We start from the raw sequence: 16656 nt of genomic DNA, 5'->3' as shown, positions 1-16656 counted from the left end.
CGTTGGCCTCGCTACCCTCGCGTTGAGGGGAAAAGTTATGCCGATCCATTTCATGCCAACTGGCGACGCAAGCGCTGGCCGACGGTTCAACCTGTTCGCGGACGAGTTCGCTTACGCGATGGGGTCTGAATTTGATTTCGCTAAGGCTGAGCTTTTAAAGCCCGACACCATCGTGCTGAACCTCTTGTGCATCGATCCGGCCCGAGGCGTCGTTCCAAATGGCACCAGTAATAAGCGCTCGGCAGGAGAGTTCTGGACCTTCCATAACGTGGACTATGCCGCCTTCATGTCGTCGGACATCGAGACGCGGATCGCGGCTGTCCGGGACGGCTTGATTGCGGCGGTCCAACAGATTCCTTCATCACGAATGCCAGATCGTGTGAAAGCCGATCTGAAGAAAGCGGCGGAAGTCACAGCTACCAAGCTTGTGAGCGACCCGGATCGTTTGCCCCGCTGAGTCCGCTCAGGGTCGGGAGCGGAATCGGGTCACCGCCCAGAACCGGATCATCCCAACGTCAGCTTAGGGTGGTTTGCGGGTGTTGCTCCCTCTCCCATAGGGAGAGGGTTGGGGTGAGGGGTTACGGCGTTCGACGGAGTGCCGGCACGCCGTCAAGCCTCGTAACCCCTCACCCTCCCACCGCTTCGCGGCGGGCCCCTCCCTCTCCCTAAAGGAGAGGGATTTAGGTCAGCAACGGGTCGAAAGCGACCTTTGACTTACCTCACGAAAGCAGACGCCCCGCGTCCCGCGCATCCTTAAATCTCCTGGAGGCTACAGCGTGCCGGTCTGTCCAGGTTGGTCAAGGCCCGCCTCCGGCGGCCGCGTCGCGGCGGCCCGCAGGGCCGGCCTTGAGCAAGCTGGTCAGACCGGCGATCGTCTCGCCGTGCGATTTAAGGGTGGCTCCCTTCGGCGCGAAGGGGGGGCCTTTCCAATAAATCACCGTCATTCCCGCCCTTGTGGCGGGAACCCCTGTTTCAGCTGACCCGTGAAGCGCCAGCGAAGTGCGCGCGCACTTCGCCCCTACCGCACCTGCGGCGGACAGAGGGGTTCCCGCCACAAGGGCGGGAATGACGGTCGATTATGGGGATTGGCCGTACTTTATCCCCGCACCCCCCAGATCAAACCTGAGCGAATTCAACCGCTTGTAAAAAACCTGATCGCGCCCATCAGACGCGCTGAAACCTGCCGCATAATCATCCCACCTCGTCGCGAGGAAAGGGCGCAAGGCCAGCGACCATTGCGGCGGCGGGGGGTGATCGAGCGGGACTGGGCTTCAGGGGGATACTGAAGCGTGTCCGGGGATCCTGGCGTTGCAGGACCCGCCCGCCGTCGGCGTGGATGGGGATCAAGGCGAGTGTTGGTCAGAATTGGCCCCACGCCCCCCGACCTTCGTTCTGCCGGGGAAACCCGACAGGCGAGTTCCGGTAAGGCCCCAACTGGGCCACCCGCTGGGACGCTGACGGATAACGACCACGCGGAGCGGACGGCTTCGTCGAAACGGTATTCTCTATTTCTCATCCGGACGTGGTCCGGACGCTCCGCGACCCTTTCCATCAACTCGGCGGTTTCCGCGCGAGGGCGCCAGGCCGTGTCCGCCGAGGCCTTGCCAGCAACGCCCGTCTGGCGTTCAGCTACGGTTCAGCCGCACGGCCTAGCCTGGCGGCCTAAAGTTCAAAGCGTGGGGAAACCGCAATGCACAAGACCATCAGCCTGATCGCCTTCGGCGTCGCCTCCTGCATCGGCGCGGCCGCCCAGGCCCAGGCGCCCAGCTGGAACGGCCCTTACCAGGAGCCGCCGCGCGGCTCCTATGTGCAGAGCTGCCGCGAGATCACGACCTTCAGCGGCAACGTCTATGCGCGCTGCCAGACGAAGGACGGCCGCTGGACCTGGACCGGCGCCCATCTGCGCGACTGCAACAGCCAGGGCCTGGCCAATGCCGGCGACGGCCGGCTGATCTGCCAGAGCCTGGTGGGCGGCGGCGGCGGCGGCGGTGGCGGCTTCCCCGGCGGCGGCGGACGCCCGGGCGGTGGCGGCTCCCCCTATCGCGCCGACGCGGTGCTGTTCGAACACGCCGGCTATGAGGGCGCCGCCTATGAGGTGCGCGGCGACATGCCCGACCTGACGGCCATCAAGTTCAACGACGTCGCCTCGTCGATCAAGGTGATGCGCGGCGAATGGGAGCTCTGCGAGCATACCAACTATCAGGGCCGCTGCTGGATCCTGACGCGCGACGAAGGCCTGTTTGATCGCAACCTGAACGACCGCGTCAGCTCGATCCGGCGGGTGCGCTAAAGGCCCGCATCCGGCCGCGCCGCTCTTGATGGGCGGCGCGCGCCATGGCTAAGGTCCCGCGCCATTTTACGGAGCTTCACCATGCGCAAGATCGTCGTCCTGGCCGCTGCGGCGGCCGCCCTGCTGGTTTCGGCCGGCAACACCATCGAAGGCGTGGGCAAGGACGTCTCGGCCGCCGGCCGCGCGGTCACCGACACCGCGCGCGACGTCAAGAAGTAGCCGCGTCAGGCGTCTTCCTGACGGGACGTCTCGATGGCGATGGCCTGTTTTTCGTGCGGCGCGATCTCCTGATCGGTCGCCCTGCGCGCCGCCTGTTCGGCGCGGGAGGCGGCGGGCGGGTGATCGTTCTGCGGCGGCGCGGGAGGGACATCTTGCGGCATGTCGGTTTGACTCCGTTTCAAGCACGCCGTGGAAACGTGCAGCCATCGCTTGGGTTGCCGCCGGGTGCTCGTAACCGACCGACCACTGACCAAGGGTCTGAACAGTCGAAATGCTGATCTCGTCAATTTTGTTCAGATCGTGTTAGGAACTGGACCATATCGATACTTGATAATGTCGATATTCAGCCCCAATTAACTAAGCGATGCGTCGCTAGGTCACTCTTTAAACTCACGCGCAGGGGGCGCATATTGCGGACATGTCGAGCACACCCGCCCCAAGCTTCCTGACCGGCCTCAAGCGAGGCCTCCTGCACCGCTGCCCCAACTGCGGCGACGGGCGTCTGTACATGCGCTATCTGAAGGTTGATCCCGAGTGCGAGGTCTGTGGCCACGACCTGGCCGACTATCCCGCCGATGACGGCCCGGCCTATTTCACCATCCTGATCATCGGCCACCTGTTCGTGGCCCCGCTGCTGCTGTTTCCGTTCATCTGGAAGGCCCCCGTGGGACTGGTCCTGCCGCTGACGGTGCTGCCGCTGGCCGCCCTGACCCTGGTGCTGTTGCCGCGGGTCAAGGGCGCGGTGATCGGCGCGCTGTGGGCCATCAAGCTGCGCAAGGCCCAGGACGCGCCGGGCGACTGAGCGCGACCTTCACCGGAACCGACAAGCGGCGCCATACATTCTCCCTCCGACACGGTGACCCGGCGCTGAAGCCGACGGTCGCGGTGTCGGGAGAACGGACATGCTCGGCACGATCCTCATCATCATCCTGATCCTGGCCCTGATCGGCGCCCTGCCGACCTGGGGCCACAGCAAGTCGTGGGGCTATTTCCCCAGCGGCGGCCTGGGCCTGATCCTGGTGATCCTGATCATCCTGGTCCTGCTGGGACGCCTCTAGCGCTCTGGCCGGGCGCCGCCCACCAGCGGTTGGCGTCCGGCCCAGGCTTCGCCTAAGGTCCCCACGCAACGCCTCGGGGGGAATCTGGGCATGACGACGCAAGCCGCCGAGGCGACACCGATGAGTCCCATGACCCGGGCTCGCGCTATCCTGGGCGGCTCGGCGGGCAATCTGGTCGAGTGGTACGACTGGTTCGCCTACGCCGCCTTCTCGATCTATTTCGCCAAGGTGTTTTTCCCGGACGGCGACCAGACCGCCCAGTTCATGAAGACCGCCGCCGTGTTCGCCGTGGGCTTCCTGGCCCGTCCGGTCGGGGCCTGGCTGATGGGCCTGTATGCCGACCGCGCCGGCCGCCGCGCCGCCCTGACCCTGGCCGTGGGCCTGATGAGCCTGGGCTCGCTGATCATCGCCATCACCCCCGGCTTCGACCAGATCGGCGCCGCCGCTCCGGCCATACTGCTGGCCGCCCGCGTGCTGCAGGGCCTGTCGGTCGGCGGCGAATACGGGGCCAGCGCCACCTATATGAGCGAGATGGCCGGCAAGAAGCGCCGCGGCTTCTGGTCCAGCTTCCAGTATGTGACCCTGATCATGGGCCAGCTGGTTGCGGCCCTGGTGCTGGTGATCCTGCAAAACACGCTGGAGCCTGCGGAACTTTCGGCCTGGGGCTGGCGCATCCCGTTCTTCATCGGCGCCGCCCTGGCGGTGGTCGTGTTCTGGATCCGCAGCGGGCTGGAGGAGTCGCAGTCCTACACCAACGCCAAGGCTGCAGGCGCGCCCAAGGCCAACACCCTGGCGATGTTCACCGAGCACCCCCGCGAGGCCCTTGCGATCATCGGCCTGACCGCCGCCGGCTCGCTCGCCTTCTATGCCTACACGACCTACATGCTGAAGTTCCTGACCAATACGACGGGCTTCTCCAAGGAGGTGGCCGGGGCCGTGAACCTGGCCACGCTGGTGGGCTTCATGCTGATCCAGCCGTTGTTTGGCTGGATGTCCGACAGGCTGGGCCGACGGCGCATGCTGGTCTTTGCCTTCTCGGTCGGCGCGGTCATCGCCTGGCCGATCTTCACCCTGGTGGCCGGCGCGACCGACCCGGTGGTGGCCTTCCTGCTGATCTTCGCCGCCCTGGTGGTGCAGTCGGCCTATACGTCGATCAGCGCCGTGGTGAAGGCCGAGCTGTTCCCCACCCATGTCCGCGCCCTGGGCGTCGCCCTGCCCTACGCCCTCGGCAATGCGGTGTTCGGCGGCACGGCCGAGTTCGTCGCCCTGTGGTTCAAGAGCATCGGCATGGAGAGCGGCTTTTACATCTATCTGGCCGGCATGATGGCCATGGGCGCGCTGATCGCCCTCGCCCTGCGCGACAGCGGCAAGCACAGCCGAATTCTTGAGGACTGAGTTCTTTCGTCGAATCCGCTCCAGCCATAGACTCCCGTCATGCCGATCATCGACATCGCCGCCCTCGCCCTCTTCATGTTCGCCTGGCTGTTCTATGAGCCGCTGCTCAAGCGGCTGGGCGAAGGCGGCAACCTGATCAATACCGACATGACGGTCATCCGTCGGCGCTGGATGCAGGAGATGGCGGTGCGCGAGATCGCCCTGCTGGATGGCCAGCTGCTGGGCCACGCCATCAACTCGGCCAGCTTTTTCGCCTCGTCCAACCTGATCCTGATCGCGGCTGCGGCGGGGGTGCTGTTTGGCGGCGACACGGCGCTGAAGAGCATTGAAGGCCTGGCCGTTCTGGCCCCGGCCAACCAGACCCTGTTCGAGCTCAAGCTGGGTCTGGTGCTGTTTGCCCTGGCGCGCGGCCTGCTCGACTTCATCTGGGCCATTCGTCAGATGAACTACTGCCTGGCCGCTATCGGGGCCACGCCGATGTGGGCCTCGCCCTCCACCCTGGCGGAATATGCCGAGGCCACGGGCGGCATCCTGAACCCGGCCCTTTCGGCCTTCAACGCCGGGGTGCGCGGCTATTATTTCGCCCTGGCCGGCGCCGCCTGGTTGCTGGGACCCTACGCCTTCATCGCCGCCACCCTGGGCGCCCTGGCCCTGCTGCTCTGGCGTCAGCGCCGCAGCCAAGCCTCATCGGCGGTGCGCAAGGTCAGACAGATCCTGGAACGTCAGCCGGTGGTGCACGGCCCACATCTGAAGCACGCCGAGAAAGACCCGCCGGTCGATACAATTTAGGCCAGGCCCAGTTCGGCCCGGACCTTCTTCGTCAGCTTGGCCGCGACCAGACCATGGGCGGATTTCAGCCAATCGGCGACCTCCGCGTCATCCAGCGCGCCAAGTTCGTGGAACTTCACCCATTTGGCGCGGGCCAGATACGGGGCGGGGATCGCCCGACCGGTCTCGATCAGAACCTCGAAGGCAACGTCGGAGACCTTGAACGACACGCCGCCCTGCGCGACCGCGTCGCCGATCACCGCAAACATCTTGCCGCCGACCTTGTAGACCTGATCGGAGCCCCAGGGCCGGTCCATGGTCACGGCCGGCAGGGCTCGACAGGCGTGGTCGAAATCCTCAGGGCTCAAGCCTCGACGCCCACACCGATCGGGCAGGTCACGCCGGTGCCGCCGATGCCGCAATAGCCGCCCGGGTTCTTGGCCAGGTACTGCTGGTGATAGTCCTCGGCGAAATAGAACGGCCCGGCGGCGGCGATCTCGGTGGTGATCGCCCCAAGACCCTTGCCGGCCAGGGCCTGGCCATAGGTTTCCTTCGACGCGGCGGCCGCAGCGGCCTGACTGTCGCTGGTGACATAGATGCCCGAGCGATACTGGGTGCCGATGTCATTGCCCTGGCGCATGCCCTGGGTGGGATCGTGGTTTTCCCAGAAGGTCTTGAGCAGGGTCTCGTAGCTGACCGCCTTGGGATCAAACACCACCAGCACCACCTCGGTATGACCGGTGCCGCCGCTGCAGACCTCCTGATAGGTCGGGTTGGGCGTCACGCCTGCCGCGTAACCGGCGGCGGTGACATGGACGCCAGGGACCTTCCAGAAGATCCGCTCCACGCCCCAGAAACAGCCCATGGCGAACACGGCGGTCTCCATGCCGTCGGGATAGGGCCCCTTCAGCGCATGGCCGTTGATGAAATGGGTCTGCGCGGTCGGGATCGCCGCCTCGCGGCCCGGCAGGGCGCTGTCGACGGTCGGCAGATCCAGGGACTTCTTGGCGAACAGCATGGCGGGGCCTCGGCGGGAAAGGGTCTCAGCCGATATATGTGCTCCCGGCGCACATTTCATCCCTCATGAGCGCTTGCCCCGGAAAGCCCCATGAGTATATTGCGCGCCTTCCTGCGAAGGGGGGCCTCAACCGCTCCCGATTCCGTGCGCATGGTGAGGTGGCCGAGTGGTTGATGGCGCACGCTTGGAAAGCGTGTTTAGGTGAAAGCCTAACGAGGGTTCGAATCCCTCTCTCACCGCCACGCACCCACCGGCCCTTGATCTGCAAGGGAAAGCCGGAAAATCAATCCCTTACAATGCCGAAGCGCTCTGTGTCTGTTACGCTTGGAACAGCGCAGGCGGACATGCTCACAGGGCTCATACGGCGAAATGGCCGGCGCTCAACCCGTCGAGTTATACCTTTCGGTCTGCCGGCCCACTTCGGCCGAAGAGAGATTGTTCGAGCCCTTGGCGCCCGCTTCTCCGAGAGAAGCTAAAAAGCTGCATCCACGCATGTGGCAGGCGCTCGACGATGAATTCGACAAGGCACGCGCGCACCTATCGGCGCCGCTCCAAGGCGAGCCGGCGTTGTCAGGTCAACCTGGCTGGCCGGGATCCAATCGCGAGAGATAATCTTTGTACGGCCACGGCTTCGCTCCAGACACGCATGGCGCGCTCCTGCCCACCGCACCGAACCGTGTCAGTCCCGACGTCCAGTACGGACGGCGTAGAGCTGACAGCACCAACGGGCCGTCAGTTGTCATCCACAAGGCTGCGATAGGCGCGCCAACTGGCGAGGCCCAGCCAGGGAAAGACGAAGACCAGGGCGAGAAATCCCGTCGCGGCGGAGAGCACAAGGAGAGCGGCGATGATCCCCGCCCAGAGCAGCAGCGGGAAGAAGTTGGCGTTGACGGCGCGCACGCTGGTCGCCACCGCCTCGAAAACGCTGGCCCGGGGGTCGAGCAGCATCGGCGCGGATACGACCATCAGGGCGTAGGTCACGAAGGCCAGGGCCCCGCCGGTCAAGGTTCCGGTCAGCAGCATCACCCGCCCGTCACTGGAGCCCAGGGCAAAGGCCACCAGGGCGTCCACGCTGGGGTGGCTCTGATAGGTCGACAGGCCGTAGACGATCTGGGCGATCCGACCCCAGAAGAAATAGATCAGCACCAGAAGCAGGCTGAGATAGGCGACGTCCTGGCGAAAGGCCGACCGGACGAAAAGGATCTGCATCAGGCCGGGTCGCTCTCCCCGTTCGATCCGTCGGCCGGCTTCATAGGGGCCCATGGCCAGGATCGGGGCGACGATGACGAACCCGGCGGTCAGGGCGAGGACCCAGAATGCGCCATTGGTGGCATAGACGCCGTAACACAGCGCGAAACTCGCGGCCGCGACGCCGAGACCGTAAACCAATAGCGGCGCTGGCGCTTTCATCAGCTCCCCCCAGCCTTCGGCCAGCCAGCCGAAAGGCGCCGAAAGGCCTATCGTCTTGATGGCCGGCAGCCTCCGAGGTGCGTCCATGATGGGTTCCGGTCGCCTTTGAGGATAGTTTCTGAGCCGGAAGGATGTCGCCGATCCGCAACGCTGGCAAGCATCGGAATGACTTTCGGGCCGCCTCAATTCCGCCCGCCGGACCAGAAGCCCGCCTTCGCCGGCCAGACCCATGCGCCCGGCCCGCCGCTGGGGTGTTGTCAGCTTAACCGGGTCACGACGCGGCGCCTGGGCGCGACGCGGCGCCTGGGCGCGACGCGGCGTGGTGCGGCGGGCAGGAGCGCGCGATGGGCGCCCTGTCCTTCAAGCGTCATCGGTTTCCGCCCGAGGTGATCCGCCACGCGGTCTGACTCTATGTCCGCGTCACCTTGAGCTTCCGCGACTCGGCTAAACTCAGCGCTTGATCATTGCCCCCGGAACCCCGAGTTCGCGGCGGCGCTACCCCCTCACCGCCTCAGGACTCCTGGCCGCCTGCTGCGCGGCCTCCTTCTTGAACACGAAGTCGGTGTAGCCGTTCTCGGCGGCCAGCCGGCAGGCTTCCGTGTAGCGCTGGAAGCCGCCGGTATACATGCTCAGCCCGCGCGGCTTGCCGCTGATGTTGCCGCCCACGTACCAGGTGTTGGCCTTGGAAACGAGCGTCAGCCCGGCCAGACCGTAGACGGTCTCCATCCACGCCTGCTGGGCCCCTTCGGTCGGCTCGATGCTGGCCAGGCCCTGCTGGCGCATGTGGGTGATCGCGTCGGCGATCCAGTCGATGTTCTGCTGGTCCAGAGTGATGATGTTGGCGAGCGCCGCCGGACCGTTGGGCCCGCAGACCAGGAACAGGTTCGGGAACGACGAGATCATCAGGCCCAGATGCGACGAGGCGCCGTCGCGCCACTTGTCGCGCAACTGGACCCCGCCCCGACCCACCACGTCGAAGTTCAGAAGCGCGCCCGTCAGACCGTCATAGCCGGTGGCGAAGATCAGCGTGTCCAGCTCCACCTCGCCCGTGGCCGTGAGCAGACCCGCCGGGGTGATCTTGATGATCGGGCTTTCCAGACAGTCGTGCAGGGTCACGTGCGGCAGGTTGAAGGTCTCGTAGTATTGAGTATCGAGACACGGACGGCGCGCGAAGATCGGGTAGCCGCGCGGCTTCAGCTTCTCGGCGGTCACAGGATCGGCGACGACCTCGCTGATTTTTCCACGGACGAAGTCGGCGACCTGTTCGTTGGCCTCGGCATTGACCAGAAGGTCCGAGAACGTGCCCAGGAAGGACAGGCCGCCCCGCGCCCAGGAATCCTCCATCAGCGCGCGGCGCTGCTCGGAGGTGACGCTGAAGAACGGCCGGGTTGATTGCGGACGAACGCCGCCGAGCGGGCTGTTGCGGGCGACCTGCCGGATACCCGCGTAGTTGCGCTTGAGTTCGGCGACGTACTCCGGTTCCAGAGCCACGTTGCGCATCGGCAGGGTGAAGCTGGGGGTGCGCTGGAAAACCGTCAGCGTTCCGGCTGTCCTGGCGACCTCCGGCACGATCTGAATGCCTGTCGAACCCGTGCCGACCAGGCCGACCCGCTTGCCTTCGAAGCCGACCGGCGTATGCGGCCACTTGGCGGCGAGCAGGATTTCGCCCTTGAAGTCCTCGGCGCCGTCGAACGGAACGCCCTTGGGGATCGACAGCGGGCCGGACGCCATCACGCAGTACGTCGCTTCGAAGACGCGGCCATCGTCGGTGGTGACGCGCCAGACATTGGCGTCCTCGTCATAGGCCGCGCCCGTGACCCAGGTCTCGAACAGGAAATGGCGGCGCAGGTCCAGGCGATCGGCGACGAAGTTGGCGTAGGCCAGGATCTCGGTCTGGGCGGCGAACTGTTCGCTCCAGGTCCATTCCTGCTCGATTTCCGAAGAGAACGAGTAGCAGTAGTCTAGGCTCATCAGGTCGCAGCGAGCGCCCGGATAGCGGTTCCAGTACCAGACCCCGCCGACGTCGCCGCCGGCCTCGACGCCCCTGACGCTCAGGCCCATGCTGCTCAGCTTGTGAACGGCGTACATGCCGCCAAAGCCGGCGCCGATCACGAGAGCGTCGATTCGGGTCGGCTGTTGGCTTGGGGTCGGCTGCGGCAACGCGGTCATGGCGATCTCCCTGATGGACGTCCTCTTGTTGCGGCCCGGACCCAGGCCGTGCCAGTGGCGGGGTCCTTGGCGCGCGAACATCACGGATGTGTCTGTTGAGGAGCCATGCCCGCCGCGCCTTGATCAGAATCCCGGACCTGACGCATGGCTTGGCGCGCCGATCTGTGACCACGGCCCAGGGGCCCCGCGAGGGGAGACACATGAACGACGAGACCACTGCGGCGACGGCCCTCAGCGAACCGCCCTCGCGCCTGATGCGCTTCGAGGCGGAGATAGGCTCTCCCCGCCAGACCCTGAAGGCCGACAAACGCCTGTGCGTCGGTCCGCCCGGCAATGTCTTCGTCTTCGGCGGCGTGCTTTTCGGCTCGGCCTTGGCGGTGCTGGAAGACCATCTCCAGCGCCCGGTCATCTGGTCGACGATCCAGTTCCTCGGCCCCCTCCGCCCCGGCGAAGTCCTGGAACTGGGCGTCGAGGTCCCCGGGCCCGGACGGACGATCTTGCAGGCGCGCGTCGTTGGGCGCGTGGACGATCGGGAAATCTTCCTGGCCTCGGCGGCGCTGGGCGTGCGCGACGAGCCGTTGGACCATGCCTGGGATCACGCTCCGGAGGTTCCCCCGCCCGAGGCCTGCGAGACGGCGAAGCTTTGGCCTCATGGCCAGGAGCCCGGCACACTGCTGGAGACCCTGGAGATGCGCATCGCACCCGGCGCGTTCGCGGAAGCCGAGCCGACCGGGCGGCTGGCCGACAGCGGGCGAGCGGTCTTCTGGATGCGGGCGCGCAAGGACCTTCCGATGGATATTAGCGTGCTGGCCCTGTTCGCGGACTTCACGCCCTATGCGCTGAGCAAGGCGCTCGGCGGCGGCCTGGGCGGCGTCAGCCTGGACAACACACTGCGGGTGGTGCGTCGCGTCGAGACCGACTGGATCCTCTGCGACGCCCGGATCCAGGGCATCCGCTCGGGATTCGCCCATGGCGACATCCGCCTGTTCGCCCGAACCGGCGAGCTCATGGCGATCGGCGGCCAGTCGATGAACGCCTGGCCGCCGCGCCCGCGCTGACGGCTAGGCGGTCTCGTCCGCCATAGCGATAGCGGTTCGGTAGTCGGCCTTGCCGCTCTCCTGCCGAGGCACCGTATCCACCAGAATGAAGCGCTTCGGGTGCTTGTAAGCCGACAGCGTCTGGGTCAAACCGGCCCTCACCCGGGCCTCGTCGAACAGGCCGTCGGGCTTGAGGATCGCCACGACGATCTTGCCCCACTTCTCGTCGGGTTGCCCGACGACCAGGACGTCGGCCACGCCGGGCTGAAGTTTCAGGGCCTCCTCAACCTCCTCGGGGAAGACCTTCTCGCCGCCGGTGTTGATCGACAGGTTGCCCCGTCCGATCAGGGTGAACTGGTTGGGCGGCATCCAGCGCGCGAAGTCTCCGGGCACGGCGTAGCGCACGCCGTCGATCGTCCGGTAGGTGGCGGCGGTCTTCTCGGGATCGCCGAAATAGCCATTGGCCATCGACCCGCTGCGGGCGATGAAACCCTCGGACGGGCGGTCCTTCGGCATCACTGCCCCCGTGTCCGGATCGATGAGCACCGTCAGGGGCGCGGCGTCGAAGACGCCGGTCTCGGGGATCTTGCCGGCCTTGGCGACGGAATAGCCGAGGCCCGAGGCTTCCGACGCGCCCAGGATGTCGACGAGCGCAATGTTGGGCATGTGCCGCAACAGGCCCGCCTTGACCTCCTTTGACCAGGTCAGCCCCGCAGAACTGATCGCCCTCATGCTGGACAGGTCATAGACGCCCGGCGCGTCGTCCAGCGCCTTGAGCATGGGCTTTGCGAAGACATCACCGACGATCGAGACGCGCGTGGCGCGATGCGTCTCGACGTCGCGCCAGAGCTGGGCGGCGTCGAACCGCTCACCGGACAGGATGATCGCCGTCCCGCCGTTCAGCAGGTCGCCCATGGCCGAGTTGCTGCCCGATCCGTGCATCAGAGGACACGCCGGAATGATGCGGCTGTCGGTGGCGCGCACAACCTCGACATGCTCGTCCATCGACTGCGGCGCGCGCGCGATCAGCGGCGACTCCAGCTGAACGCGACGCGATTGGTCGGTCGACCAATGGACGCCCTTCGGCTTGCCGGTCGTGCCGCCCGTGTAGAGCAGATAGCCGTCGTCGCCCGAACGGGTGATGTCCAGCGGCTGGCCATCGCCGGTCCGCGCCAGGGTCTCGTAGGACAGCGCGCCTTTGGGGGCGGCCTCGGGTGACCGCTCGTTCTCAATGCGCACCCAGGCGCGAACGTCCGGCAGGCGGGCCTGCAGCGGCTCCAGCATCGCGTCGAAGTCCGACTGGTAGAACAACGCCTCCGCGTTGCAGTCAGTCAGCACGTAGGCGATCTCGTCGGCCGTGTAGCGATAGTTGAGATTGACGGTCAGCAGGCGGGCCTTCACGCCGGCTACGAGGAACTCGAGATAGGCGGGATGGTTGCGGCACAGGATGCCGATCCGCGCATCCGGCTCGAGGCCGAGATCGACCATGGCTTTGGCCAGGTTGTTGGTGCGGCGATCGAACTCGCCCCATGTGACGACCACATCGCGCCAGATGAGGGCAGGACGATCGGGCGGGACGGCGCGCGCCACCGCGTCGAAGATGTCTCCATAGTTCCAGTGCACGGCAGCCTCCCGAGGTCTCTTTCCTCGAAGGTCTATGGGGCGGGGGGATCGCCGCCGCGCCGGCCACCACGTCCGGCCAATAAATCACGTGGGTGATGCGCGTGATCCCGGCGCGAACTTTGATGCGCCCACCGATCGCCCACGACTAGTCGTTGCGAAAACTTGGCTGCCCGCCCGAAACGCGATGCTTCGGGACGCCCCATTCGCATCCGGAGGATCGCCGTGTCCGCTTCCACGCTCTTCGCGCCGACGACCGTTGCGGGCCTCGCGCTTCGAAACCGCGTGGTCATGTCACCAATGACCCGTCGCTTCTCGCCCGCCGGCGTCCCGACCCAGGCTGTCGGCGACTACTACCGCCGCCGCGCCGAGGCCGGCGTCGGCGTGATCATCACGGAAGGCGTCGCCATCGACCATCCGGCGGCCGTCGACCATCCGGACATCCCCAACTTCCATGGCGCGGCGCTTGAAGAATGGAAGACGATCGCCGCGTCGGTGAAGGCCGCGGGCGCGGCGTTCATCCCCCAGCTCTGGCACATGGGCGGCCACCGGTCGCTGACGGCGGGTCCGCCAAATCCCGACACCCCCTCGCTCTCGCCTTCGGGAATCTACGAGCCTGGAACCCGGTTCGGTGCGCCGGCGACGGAGAACGAGATCGGCGCCGCGATCGAGGCCTATGCCAAGGCCGCGCGCGACGCGGTGTCGATCGGGGCCAGCGGTGTCGAGATCCACGGCGCCCACGGCTATCTGATCGACCAGTTCTTCTGGGCGGCGACCAACCAGCGCGGCGGTCGCTATGGCGGCGGGATGACCGATCGGCTGCGCTTCGCCATTGAGGTCATCAAGGCCTGCCGGACTGCGGTGGGACCGGACTTCCCGATCTTCTTTCGCTACTCCCAGTTCAAGCAGGTCGACTACAAGGCCCGCCTTTGCCAGTCGCCCGACGAGCTGGCGGCCTTCCTCCAGCCCCTGGCCGACGCGGGGGTCGACGTCTTCGACTGCTCCCAGCGCCGCTTCTGGGAGCCGGAGTTCGAGGGCTCGCCGCTCAATCTAGCCGGCTGGACGAAGACGCTGACCGGCAAGCCGACCATGACCGTGGGCTCGGTCGGCCTGGACGGCGACGTCGTCGCCAGCTTGCGGGACGGCGTCGATGTCATCGGCGCGTCCTCCCTCGACAGGCTCGACCTGATGCTGGAGCGCGGCGACTTCGATCTGGTCGGGGTGGGCCGCGCCCTGCTGGCCGACCCGCGATGGGTGGAAAAGGTCCGCGACGGCGAGACAAACGGATTGGTCGGCTTCACGCGCGCGGCGCTCGAGACCCTCGTCTGATCCATCACCCATGTGATTAGCGCCGTCGCCGACGATCAAATGCCCGCCGCGTCAAAGGGCTGGCGTTTGGTGCCACAAGGAGGACTTCATTCATGCCGCAACTGGCCATGGTCACCGGGGCCGCCCAGGGCATCGGGCGCGCCATCGTCGAGCGCCTCGGCGCTGACGGCTTTGACATTCTGGCGGTGGACGCGGACGAGACCCAGCTTTCGCGGTCCGCGAACGACTGGCGCGAGGCCGGGCTGACTGTCCGGACCGCCGTCGCCGACTGTCGTGATCGCGTCGCGGTCACCAAGGCGCTCGACGGCGTCGAGACTCTAAGCGTCCTGGTCAACAACGCCGGGATCAGCGGCGCCCTTGACCCGATCGGTCAGGTGGATCGCGCCAGTTGCGACCGCGTGATGAGCATCAACCTGCTGGCGACGATCAAGGTCGCCCAGGAAGCCGTCCGCCGCATGCCGAACGGCGGCAGCATCATCAACATCGCCTCGCGAGGCTATCTCGGCGGGGCCGGGGCCGCCCACTACGTGGCCTCCAAGGCCGCCGTCGTGTCGCTGACGCGGGCAATGGCGATCGAGCTGCGCTGGCGCGGCGTCCGCGTGAACGCGGTCGCGCCCGGCATGGTCGACACCCGGATGATCGACGGCTTCGGGGACATGCTGGGCGCGCTGAAAAGGCTGGAACCGACCGGGGCTCCCGCCGATCCGGCCGAGATCGCCGCGATCGTCAGCGTCCTGGCCGGTCCCGACGCCAGCTTCGTCAATGGTCAGATCCTGATGGCCGATGGCGGGAAATCCCTGGGGATGCCGCCGCTATGATGGCCTCGAACTCTCCCATCCTGGTCGTTGGTCGCGGGCCTGTCGCCGACGCGATCGCCGCACGCCTGGACAGCGACACTCCCGGCGGTGTCGTGGCGCTGGCCCGGCCTGACGCGGCGGCGTTGACGGCCCTTGGGCATGGCCTGGCCGGTGCGGTCATCGTCACCCCGCCGGGCCCGCCGCCTTGCCTGTTCCTGGACATCGACGACGCACGACTTGATGCGCAGCTGGCCGATTTTCTGGATGTCTTCGAATGCCTGAGCGCCCTGCTCGGCCGCCTGGATCCCAACGGCGCGATCGTCCTGATCGGTGACCGGGGCTATCTCGGCGCCTGGGGGGCTGCAGACGCCCGCGCCTTCTCGGGGGCCCATGTCGCGCTGATGAGGTGCGTGACCCTCGAGGGATTTGGCGCGGGCCATCGCGCCAACTGCATCGCATTGGATCTGGCCGAAGACGGGGCGAGCACGGCCCCGGGCGAGATCGCAAATCTGGCCGCCTACCTGGTCGCGCCCGAGAGCCAGGCCATCAATGGCGAGATCATTCTGGCCAATCGCGGTCGCAGCCTTCGCATACGCGAGGCCAAGGATCGCCGCGCGGACTTCGCCGCGACCGCCTCCAGCAAGGGACCCACCCTATGACCTTCACCGTCGAGATCATTGGCAAGGAACGCTGTCTGCTGGGCGAGTCGCCGCTGTGGGACGCCGAGGCAGGCCTGCTCTACTGGGTCGACAGCATGGCGCCGGCCATCTGGCGCTATGACCCGTTCACGGGCGAGCAGTCGTCGATCCCGGCGCCCAAGCCCATCGGCAGCGTGGTTCTGGGCCGTCCAGGGGAACTGATCGCCGGCCTCGCTGACGGGGTCTATCGCGTCAAGCTGGACACCGGCGTCTTCACGCCGATCGCCCTGCCCGACACCCTGGCGCCGATCGAACGCTTCAACGACGGCAAGGCCGATCGCCAGGGCCGCTTTGTCACCGGAACGATGGCGATGCACAACGAGACCGGACGGATCGGCAAGCTCTATCGCTTCTCGGCCGGCGGCGCCTGGGAAGTGCTGCCCACCGAACCGATCGAGATCGCCAACAGCACCTGCTTCAGCCCCAGCGGCGACACGCTCTACTTCGCCGACAGCCTGCGCCACATGCTCTGGGCGTTCAGCTATGACGCCAAGACCGGCGCACTGGGTCAGAAGCGCGACTTCTTTGACACCACAGACTTCAGCAGCGCCCCGGACGGCGCCACGGTCGATGCCGAGGGCTATATCTGGCTGGCCCTGGTGCAGGCCCAGAAGCTGATCCGCATTTCGCCGGACGGCCACCTGGATCGGGTCGTCGAAAGCCCCGCGCCCTTCTGCTCGTGCCCGGCCTTCGGCGGCGAAGACCTCGACATCCTCTACGTGACCTCGATCTCCGACAGCGGCGGCCGGCTGAAGACCGACGTCGACGCTTCCGGTCGCCTGATGGCGTTCCACGGTCTTGGCGTGCGCGGCATCGCCGAGACCCGTTGTTTCCTCTGACCCGCGGTG

18 protein-coding genes, 1 tRNA gene and 1 pseudogene are annotated in these 16656 nt (G+C 66.5%); 14 read left to right on the top strand and 6 right to left on the bottom strand.

The annotated features are described in order from the left end of the window. Positions 1-37: 37 nt before the first annotated feature. The 4 genes and pseudogenes from ACN2C7_RS06790 (at position 38) to ACN2C7_RS06775 (ending at position 2509) form a co-directional block, all read left to right on the top strand. Positions 38-457, top strand: coding sequence for a hypothetical protein (locus ACN2C7_RS06790; RefSeq protein ID WP_419320665.1), 420 nt, complete (start codon positions 38-40; stop codon positions 455-457). A 23-nt stretch (positions 458-480) separates the two neighbouring features. Continuing rightward, positions 481-666: pseudogene (locus ACN2C7_RS06785) on the top strand (hypothetical protein); the annotation flags it as partial. A 1024-nt stretch (positions 667-1690) separates the two neighbouring features. After that, positions 1691-2290, top strand: a complete 600-nt coding sequence (locus ACN2C7_RS06780) for a beta/gamma crystallin family protein (RefSeq protein WP_419320663.1) — start codon at positions 1691-1693, stop codon at positions 2288-2290. An 81-nt stretch (positions 2291-2371) separates the two neighbouring features. Further along, complete coding sequence (locus ACN2C7_RS06775; protein ID WP_419320661.1) at positions 2372-2509, top strand: entericidin A/B family lipoprotein; 138 nt, start codon at positions 2372-2374, stop codon at positions 2507-2509. 5 nt (positions 2510-2514) lie between these two features. Here ACN2C7_RS06775 and ACN2C7_RS06770 read toward each other — a convergent pair whose 3' ends face one another. Next, entirely contained in the window at positions 2515-2670 is a 156-nt protein-coding gene (locus ACN2C7_RS06770; RefSeq protein WP_419320659.1) for a hypothetical protein, read from the bottom strand. Between the two features lie 257 nt (positions 2671-2927). On the opposite strand from ACN2C7_RS06770, the gene ACN2C7_RS06765 reads away from it, so the two are divergent. The 4 genes from ACN2C7_RS06765 to ACN2C7_RS06750 all read left to right on the top strand — a co-directional run bounded on the left by ACN2C7_RS06765 (position 2928) and on the right by ACN2C7_RS06750 (position 5751). Further along, positions 2928-3311 carry a DUF983 domain-containing protein gene (locus ACN2C7_RS06765; protein WP_419320657.1) on the top strand — a complete coding sequence of 128 codons (384 nt, stop codon included), beginning with the start codon at positions 2928-2930 and terminating at the stop codon, positions 3309-3311. A 100-nt stretch (positions 3312-3411) separates the two neighbouring features. Continuing rightward, positions 3412-3567 carry a DUF3309 family protein gene (locus tag ACN2C7_RS06760; protein WP_419320656.1) on the top strand — a complete coding sequence of 52 codons (156 nt, stop codon included), beginning with the start codon at positions 3412-3414 and terminating at the stop codon, positions 3565-3567. Between the two features lie 90 nt (positions 3568-3657). Then, positions 3658-4962, top strand: coding sequence for an MFS transporter (locus tag ACN2C7_RS06755; protein WP_419320654.1), 1305 nt, complete (start codon positions 3658-3660; stop codon positions 4960-4962). A 39-nt stretch (positions 4963-5001) separates the two neighbouring features. Continuing rightward, complete coding sequence (locus tag ACN2C7_RS06750) at positions 5002-5751, top strand: DUF599 domain-containing protein (RefSeq protein WP_419320652.1); 750 nt, start codon at positions 5002-5004, stop codon at positions 5749-5751. Here ACN2C7_RS06750 and ACN2C7_RS06745 read toward each other — a convergent pair. Next, entirely contained in the window at positions 5748-6098 is a 351-nt protein-coding gene (locus tag ACN2C7_RS06745) for an MmcQ/YjbR family DNA-binding protein (protein ID WP_419320650.1), read from the bottom strand. The two genes, ACN2C7_RS06750 and ACN2C7_RS06745, sit on opposite strands and share 4 nt — an antisense overlap. Further along, positions 6095-6748 carry a peptide-methionine (S)-S-oxide reductase MsrA gene (gene msrA / locus ACN2C7_RS06740; RefSeq protein WP_419320648.1) on the bottom strand — a complete coding sequence of 218 codons (654 nt, stop codon included), beginning with the start codon at positions 6746-6748 and terminating at the stop codon, positions 6095-6097. Before msrA ends, ACN2C7_RS06745 begins: the two co-directional genes overlap by 4 nt. 152 nt (positions 6749-6900) lie before the next feature. Here msrA and ACN2C7_RS06735 point away from each other — a divergent pair. Further along, positions 6901-6990, top strand: a tRNA-Ser gene (locus tag ACN2C7_RS06735). Positions 6991-7480: 490 nt separating this feature from the next. On the opposite strand, the gene ACN2C7_RS06730 is transcribed toward ACN2C7_RS06735, so the two are convergent. After that, the gene (locus ACN2C7_RS06730; protein ID WP_419320647.1) at positions 7481-8245 is read right to left on the bottom strand and encodes a DUF2189 domain-containing protein; all 765 of its coding nucleotides are present in this window, start codon (positions 8243-8245) and stop codon (positions 7481-7483) included. A gap of 408 nt (positions 8246-8653) precedes the next feature. After that, positions 8654-10327, bottom strand: a complete 1674-nt coding sequence (locus ACN2C7_RS06725; protein WP_419320646.1) for a flavin-containing monooxygenase — start codon at positions 10325-10327, stop codon at positions 8654-8656. A gap of 200 nt (positions 10328-10527) precedes the next feature. Between ACN2C7_RS06725 and ACN2C7_RS06720 the strand changes: the two genes are divergently transcribed. After that, positions 10528-11385, top strand: coding sequence for an acyl-CoA thioesterase (locus ACN2C7_RS06720; RefSeq protein ID WP_419320645.1), 858 nt, complete (start codon positions 10528-10530; stop codon positions 11383-11385). Positions 11386-11388: 3 nt separating this feature from the next. On the opposite strand, the gene ACN2C7_RS06715 is transcribed toward ACN2C7_RS06720, so the two are convergent. Beyond that, positions 11389-12987 (bottom strand): acyl-CoA synthetase, encoded by a 1599-nt coding sequence (locus ACN2C7_RS06715; protein WP_419320644.1) that lies wholly within the window; start codon positions 12985-12987, stop codon positions 11389-11391. 222 nt (positions 12988-13209) lie between these two features. Here ACN2C7_RS06715 and ACN2C7_RS06710 point away from each other — a divergent pair, with 222 nt between their 5' ends. The 4 genes from ACN2C7_RS06710 to ACN2C7_RS06695 all read left to right on the top strand — a co-directional run bounded on the left by ACN2C7_RS06710 (position 13210) and on the right by ACN2C7_RS06695 (position 16647). Beyond that, positions 13210-14313 carry an NADH:flavin oxidoreductase gene (locus tag ACN2C7_RS06710; RefSeq protein ID WP_419320643.1) on the top strand — a complete coding sequence of 368 codons (1104 nt, stop codon included), beginning with the start codon at positions 13210-13212 and terminating at the stop codon, positions 14311-14313. Positions 14314-14405: 92 nt separating this feature from the next. Next, positions 14406-15131 (top strand): SDR family NAD(P)-dependent oxidoreductase, encoded by a 726-nt coding sequence (locus ACN2C7_RS06705; RefSeq protein ID WP_419320642.1) that lies wholly within the window; start codon positions 14406-14408, stop codon positions 15129-15131. Next, on the top strand, positions 15131-15769 hold the full coding sequence (locus tag ACN2C7_RS06700; RefSeq protein WP_419320641.1) for an SDR family NAD(P)-dependent oxidoreductase: 639 nt from the start codon (positions 15131-15133) through the stop codon (positions 15767-15769). The genes ACN2C7_RS06705 and ACN2C7_RS06700 overlap by 1 nt, the downstream gene beginning before the upstream one ends. Continuing rightward, on the top strand, positions 15766-16647 hold the full coding sequence (locus tag ACN2C7_RS06695) for an SMP-30/gluconolactonase/LRE family protein (protein ID WP_419320639.1): 882 nt from the start codon (positions 15766-15768) through the stop codon (positions 16645-16647). Before ACN2C7_RS06700 ends, ACN2C7_RS06695 begins: the two co-directional genes overlap by 4 nt. Positions 16648-16656 lie beyond the last annotated feature (9 nt).

This window comes from Caulobacter sp. ErkDOM-E, assembly GCF_048541895.1.
Classification (GTDB): domain Bacteria; phylum Pseudomonadota; class Alphaproteobacteria; order Caulobacterales; family Caulobacteraceae; genus Caulobacter.
Note: the sequence above shows the minus strand (reverse complement) of the source record. Positions and strands in the feature narration are given on the sequence as shown.